Consider the following 7,064-nt stretch of genomic DNA (forward strand, 5'->3'; position numbering starts at 1 on the left):
AGGAACTTCTAACTTATAAAGTCCTTTGTTTGCTGAAATTAATTATTTTTTAGATAAAGTTAGTTGCCATAGCCAAGGCTTTTCTTCTTCTTGGTATGCTGGTTTTAGATGATAGCGTTCACTCAGTTTCTTTTGTATTTCTTGATGAGGTCGATATAAAAACAGAGAAGGATTTTTGCTTAATAATTCATCCAAATTAATATTTTTATTGAGGTAAAAAAAACTGACATCTGGCTTAAATTTATTACTCAAACCTAATAAAATATGGGTATTCCAATTACCCCTAAAATCTTTATGATCATTCCAAATGATAACAGGATTTTCACTATTATTCACAGCTTGAACAACTTGAGGGGCTTGTATAATTGAACTAGGAAGATTAACCCACCAAACTTCTGTTTGTGAACTAATTATACCAGAGAGAACGCCTAAGCTTATTAAAAAAATGAAGATCCCAGCAAACAGATTGAATTTTTGATTTATTTTGTGAGCTAAAAGATAAGCTAAAGACATCTGAATACCTAAGTATACTGGAATATAGTATCGAGTTTCCATCTGACTAGGTATTAACTTAACAACACCTCCCAAAACTAAACCTGTAACTCCAACTAATGATAAAACAAAAAGCCACTCTTTTGTGCTAGATTTTTGAATTAAATATATTAGAGAATAAATAATTAGAATTAATAAAAAGGCCATCAATGTCCCTTGCAAAAGAGTCGTTAAGAAGGGATTGGATTCAACACGAACAATACCGCCAAGATTATGAGTATCTACAAAAACCCTAGCAATTCTATGTAGGTGCGTTTTAACAACGTGAGATAATTTTAAAAATTGCAAACTGCCAATTCTTCCTTTGTCACTATTATCAGACAGAGTTCCAGATAACCAGACAAACCCGGACGATAATACCACTAAACTCGATAGCATAAAAGACCAGAATACTTTAGTAAATCGGAATCTTTCTACCCCAAAAACAAAGATAAAATGACTGAATATTACTAAAGCTGTGAAGAGATTAGTATAAAAGCTAAAAATAGAAATTATAGTGTAAGATAACCAACTTAAAAATGATTTTTTTCTCAGAGCTAATAACAAGGAAAAACTAGAGAATAAAATCATTGTCGTAAAAATACTATAAGGTCTAGCATATTGACCATATAATATATGAAAAGGAGAAACAGCCATTAAGGCAACACCGATGGCCGCAACTCTTGATGAGTTAAATAATTCTCGGCATAGTAGATACATTGCAACCAAAGATAGGAGGTCACAAAAAGCTGAAAATGAACGAATAGCTTGTACTGGGTTTAGGAAACTTTGAAAAAATTGTGACCACAATCTAGCCAATATAAAGTAAACCGGAGTATGATTGGGATCTTCTTCTGATAAGCCAATAATAATTTTATCAATTCCTTTATTAGGTTGAGGCTGTTGATACTTCTGGAACTCATCAATACTAAAAATTGTATCTTGATTCTCTAGCTCACTAAACATTTCACGACTATAATATCCTGAAACCCTTAGAGAGGAATGAGTTTCATCATAAGAATAAAATTTTGTATCTAAATGATAAAACCTAAAAAATATACCTAAAACTAAGGAAATACCGATAAAACCAGTTATTAAAGCTGGAAAATTCAAGTTTTTGAGGAAATTAGAAATTTTCATTGGAACTGTTTAAAGAATATTTAAACCTAATAATACAACAAAGTAAGGCTTTTCATGATATGCTCGCATTTCTCAGAAAATCCGCGATCGCTCAATGTGGGCATAATGTGTACTAAATATACAAAATGTTTCCCGCGTCTAATAATACATTGTACTACGAACAAGCTGTTAAACAACTTGCAGCATTAACCCAATACAAAGTCTTTGATGCCCTATTCGTCTAGTTGGGTTATTTGAGAAATGTGAAGAAAAAACTACTGTAGTTTGGTCACAATATGAACAACAAAGATCCAGAAAAATCATTCAACAAAAACAGCTTCAATGTATTATTAGTCCAGGAAAAAACATAATACTAAAGCTATTATAAAAATTTTATAATTCTATTTCAAGCTGTTTAAAAGCTGTCTCTGAAGATTGAGGAGAATTTACTTTTTTGTTCCTAGTAAGGTAGGCAGTAAGTAGTCGGACATAAGTAAACAGCACTGTATTAACTTATGTAAATATAGCTGTAGCCTTACTCCTGCCCCCTGGCTCCTGCCTCCTGCCTCTTCTCAACTGTAACGTTTATTTTTGTCCAGGCACTTAAGTCGGCCTAGAGTATTAATTATGATTTTTTTGTCTTAATGGATTGCCAATAGTTATGGTGATCAGAACAATTTAATGACCAACAATGATAAAATATAAGAATTGTTGAATTAGCTAGTTATGACCTCTGCAATCTCTTCACAATTAGAATGTGTTTTAGACTCCCCTGATATTATTCCTTGGGAAAATGTTGATACTTCGTGGAAAAATAGGATACAAAAAACAGTTGACAATAATTGTATTCCTAAGTATTTATTGACTCCTTCTGATATTAAAAGTTTAAGTCATACTGTTAGAATAGCCAGCAAAAATAAATGGTCAATACTTCCCTGTGGCAATGGAACTAAATTAAGTTGGGGTGGTGTGGTTTCTGATACTAATCTTATTATTAGTACGCAAAAACTTAACCAAGTCATTGATCATGCAGTTAGTGACTTAACTATTACCGTAGAAGCAGGGATAAAATTAGGGGACTTACAGGCTATTTTAGGGCATCATAATCAATTTTTGCCTATTGACCCTGCTTACCCCCAAGATGCCACCATAGGGGGCATTTTAGCCACAGCAGATACTGGTTCTTGGCGACAACGTTATGGAGGAATACGGGATCTGGTTTTGGGACTTTCTTTTGTAAGGTGGGATGGAGAAATAGCAAAAGCAGGGGGAAAAGTTGTGAAAAATGTGGCAGGATATGACTTAATGAAACTATTTACTGGTTCTTATGGCACATTAGGCATTATTTCTACTGTTACATTCCGTTTGTATCCTATTCCGGAAGCGTCCGGAACCTTAGTGATGAGTGGGGAGGCGGAAAACATCAGTAAAATGGCACAAACCTTCTTACAATCTGGTTTACAGCCTACTGCTGCTGAAATGCTCTCCCCATCTGTGGTGAAAAGTTTGGAATTAGGGGAAAAAATGGGCTTAATGGTACGTTTTCAAAGTATACCAGAAAGTATTAATGAGCAAAGTCAACAAGTGCAAGCGATCGCTGAAAAATTGAACATAAAAACGCTGTTTTGTCAAGATGAAATTGAAGAAAATCTATGGCAACGATTACAAGAAATAATCAGAGTTAATAACACAAATTCAACTATAACAGGCAAAATAGGAATTATACCCAATCGAGCAGTTAACTGGTTAATGCAATTAAATGACTTGACCCCAGAAAAAGCATGGGCAATGATCAATTTGAGTAGTGGCATCGGAGAGTTTAGACTGGATATAGAACCCAGTTTAGGCATCTTAAAACAACTGCGATCGCTTGCTCAAGAAAATCGAGGATTTTTGACTATTTTAGAGGCAAATAAAGCTATCAAAAAACAATTTGAACCTTGGGGATATCCAGGGAATGCCTTACCCCTAATGAAACAAATAAAAACTCAATTTGATCCCCATAATCTCTTTAGTCCTTCTCGTTTTGTTTAGTTTACTTTTTGAAGAACACTTATTATTATGCAACTTTCTGATAACTCTAATAATAGTTTTAATTTCCAACAAGCTTTAGAAGAAGAAATCAAAGGATTTGATCCCAAAAATCCGCCCAAACAAGAATTAATTGATAGTTGTGTTCACTGTGGATTTTGTTTATCTACCTGTCCGAGTTATCGTGTTATCGGCAAGGAAATGGACTCTCCACGGGGTAGAATTTATTTAATGGATGCTATCAATAAAGGAAAAGCAACCTTAGATGAAGCAACTACGCAACATTTTGATAGTTGTTTAGGTTGTTTAGCTTGTGTTTCAACCTGTCCATCGGGGGTACAATACGATAGTTTAATTTCAGCAACCAGACCCCAAGTTGAAAGAAATCAACCGAGAAACTTTGCGGATAAAATAATTAGAAGTATCATTTTTAATATTTTTCCCTATCCCGAAAGATTACAAATTTTTCTTCCCCTACTTTGGGTATATCAAAAGTTAGGAATTCAAAAAATTGTCAGAGCAACAGGGTTATTAAAACGCTTGTTTCCCCGTTTAGCAGCAATGGAGTCTATTTTACCAGAAATAACCCTTAAGTCCTTCAATAAAACATATCCTGATGTTATTCCAGCAAAAGGTAAAAAACGTTATCGTGTGGGAGTGGTTTTAGGGTGTGTTCAAAGGTTATTTTTCTCCCCTGTTAATGAAGCAACTGTCAGGGTTTTAACTGCTAATGGTTGTGAGGTAGTTATTCCTAAAACTCAAGGATGTTGCGCTGCATTACCGGCACACCAGGGACAAGAAAAACAAGCTCAAGCTTTAGCAAAACAGATGATTGATAGTTTTGCTGATACTGGTGTTGATTATATCATTATTAATGCTGCTGGATGTGGTCATACATTAAAAGAATATGGTCATATTTTAGCCGATGATACAGAGTACAAAGAAAAGGGTGAACAATTTTCAAATCAAGTGAAAGACATTCAAGAATTTTTAGCAGAAGTTGAATTAACCACTCCATTATCTGCTGTAACAGATGATGATTTAACCTTAGTTTATCAAGATGCTTGTCATCTTTTACACGGTCAAAAAATTAGCTTACAACCTCGTCAACTTCTAAAACAAATTCCTGGAATAACATTAAAAGAACCCATAGATGCTGCTTTATGTTGTGGTAGCGCAGGGGTTTATAATATGTTACAACCAGAAGTTGCTGAAGAATTAGGAAAACAAAAAGTTAATAATTTAATGAATACAGGAGCCAAATTAATTGCTTCTGCTAACCCAGGATGTTCTTTACAAATTAAAAAACATTTAAACCAACAAGGAAAAGATATAAAATTAATGCACCCTATCGAATTATTAGATTATTCTATTAGAGGGGAAAAATTTAAACTTTAGAAGAAGATGAAACAATCGAAAAATCGATTGTTTCATAGATAATTATCCTAATTATGTTCTGTTAATGGTTCTTAACTAATGTCATATATTAACAAAAAAAGTAGGCAAAAAATAGCCAAAAAGAAAGATAATTTTTGTCGTAACCTTTTGACGATGAGCGGTATTATAGTGATTAGTTTTCTAGTATTAATTGTCTCAATAGATTGGTACATTAATAATCAATTTAACCAGTCTATTTATTCCGACATTAATCAAATTCCTAGAAAAAAAATAGCCTTAGTTTTGGGGACTTCTAAATATGTTAACCAATCTCAAAAAACACGCTATAATGCCTATTATGCTTATCGAATAAAAGCTGCTGCAAAATTATATCAGGCAAAAAAAGTCGATGGAATTTTAGTTTCAGGAGATAACTCAACAGAATTTTATGACGAACCCAGTCAAATGACCGAAGATTTAATTAAATTGGGTGTTCCTGCTCAATATATTAATCAAGATTATGCAGGGTTTAGAACCTTAGATTCTATTGTAAGAGCTAAAGAAGTTTTTGGCTTAGAAAACTATACCATTGTCTCTCAAAAATTCCATTGTCAACGAGCATTATATATTGCAGAAGCAAAAGGCCAAAATCCTATTGCTTTTTCTGCATCGGATATACAATCTGTTGCTGGAATAAAAACAAGATTGAGAGAAGTTTTTGCTAGATTTAAAGCATTTTTAGACTGTAAAATCTTAAAAACCAATCCCAAATTTTTAGGGAAACCAGAAACCCTTCATTACCGAGGTCATTTCTAATTCAAGGTAGTTTGAGACACAGAAGTATGAGCATCCTGCTGATTATGGTAACAATAAAGGAGTTAAGTTTTCTCTCATTTATATTGAAATTAACTATAATTTTTGACTTCACAATTCTCAATTCTGATTTTTTGAAGTTCCTTCCCAGTCGGGACAAGAATCATTATTAGAACCATAAGGGTGCATTCCACAAACAAATAAATTTTTGCCGTATAATCGTCCATGATAATGAACACATCCCCGACAAGCAGGATGAATATTATGAGTGGGTTCTATTTTTGGGGAAAGTATTGATTCAGGGTCTTGGTTATATTCATAATAGTAATAGTAAGTTTGAGATTCTTCCCCGATAGAAATATCAATAAATGGGGTAAAAACATCATCTAAAAACTGATCAATGTCTCTGACTAAATCATTTTGAAAATCCTCAACTGCCGTTTCCATAGACTGCCCTACTTCATCGACAAAACCCTCTACAGCAACGGTAACATTGTCTATCCATTCTGTTAAATCTTTTTGCCAGTCTTCCATAATATTTGTTGATTGAAGTTTACTTAATATAAAATAGTATTGGGTTATTATTGTCAATTATTGATTTTTTAAACGCTCTAACTCTTCTTGTAAAGATTCTACTTGTTGTTTAAGATTGTCTAAATTTTCTTGTTTTGATGTTTCTGTTTTTTCTTCATCTTCTTCGGAAACAATTTCAATTAAACGAGGTTCTTTTTGCTCATTTTTTTCAGTTTCACTCGGGTTAACTTGTTGCGCTTGCTGAATCATGTCATCTACATATTTTTTAGCTTCTTCTGCGGTTATTTCTCCTCTGGCCACCATTTCATCAGCTACTTTCTGAGCTTGATTTTTTAATTCTTGTATAGTAGTTCCTCCTTTTTCTGCTGCATAGGAAGCAATACCTACCCCAAGATAGAATGCTTTTTGTACTAAGTTACCTAGATCAGCCATATTGTCCTCAAGTTTACTCTTTATTTCAATTATAACGAAACACGGGATGTTCAAAACTCCTGTTTTTAAAGAGGAGATGTTGAACGACTCGGCATTTAAAAATGCCGTGAATATGATATAATAGGAATAGTCAGTATAAGACTTTAAAACCTACCGGGGGACTCTCGGAAAGTACACGCCCAACACCTGAATTGGCAGGGTTTAAGGAAATATCACTACGCCTAAAC

The 7,064-nt window shown here is 33.6% G+C and carries 6 protein-coding genes; 3 read left to right on the top strand and 3 right to left on the bottom strand.

What is annotated here, in order from left to right; all coding sequences use genetic code 11:
* Positions 1 to 42: 42 nt before the first annotated feature.
* Entirely contained in the window at positions 43 to 1,671 is a 1,629-nt protein-coding gene (locus QNJ66_RS09985; protein WP_300505904.1) for a glycosyltransferase family 39 protein, read from the bottom strand.
* A 705-nt stretch (positions 1,672 to 2,376) separates the two neighbouring features.
* Here QNJ66_RS09985 and QNJ66_RS09990 point away from each other — a divergent pair.
* The 3 genes from QNJ66_RS09990 to QNJ66_RS10000 all read left to right on the top strand — a co-directional run bounded on the left by QNJ66_RS09990 (position 2,377) and on the right by QNJ66_RS10000 (position 5,874).
* Positions 2,377 to 3,684 carry an FAD-binding oxidoreductase gene (locus QNJ66_RS09990; RefSeq protein WP_300505906.1) on the top strand — a complete coding sequence of 436 codons (1,308 nt, stop codon included), beginning with the start codon at positions 2,377 to 2,379 and terminating at the stop codon, positions 3,682 to 3,684.
* Positions 3,685 to 3,711: 27 nt separating this feature from the next.
* Positions 3,712 to 5,079 carry a (Fe-S)-binding protein gene (locus tag QNJ66_RS09995; RefSeq protein ID WP_300505909.1) on the top strand — a complete coding sequence of 456 codons (1,368 nt, stop codon included), beginning with the start codon at positions 3,712 to 3,714 and terminating at the stop codon, positions 5,077 to 5,079.
* 78 nt (positions 5,080 to 5,157) lie between these two features.
* Entirely contained in the window at positions 5,158 to 5,874 is a 717-nt protein-coding gene (locus QNJ66_RS10000) for an ElyC/SanA/YdcF family protein (RefSeq protein ID WP_300505910.1), read from the top strand.
* Positions 5,875 to 5,991: 117 nt separating this feature from the next.
* On the opposite strand, the gene QNJ66_RS10005 is transcribed toward QNJ66_RS10000, so the two are convergent.
* Positions 5,992 to 6,405, bottom strand: a complete 414-nt coding sequence (locus QNJ66_RS10005; protein WP_300505913.1) for a hypothetical protein — start codon at positions 6,403 to 6,405, stop codon at positions 5,992 to 5,994.
* Between the two features lie 57 nt (positions 6,406 to 6,462).
* Positions 6,463 to 6,837: a hypothetical protein gene (locus QNJ66_RS10010; RefSeq protein ID WP_300505916.1), complete on the bottom strand. Its 375-nt coding sequence runs from the start codon at positions 6,835 to 6,837 to the stop codon at positions 6,463 to 6,465.
* Between the last annotated feature and the right edge of the window lie 227 nt (positions 6,838 to 7,064).

Origin of the sequence: Crocosphaera sp., from assembly GCF_030064895.1 — a bacterium.
In the GTDB taxonomy this organism is placed as follows: Bacteria; Cyanobacteriota; Cyanobacteriia; order Cyanobacteriales; family Microcystaceae; genus Crocosphaera.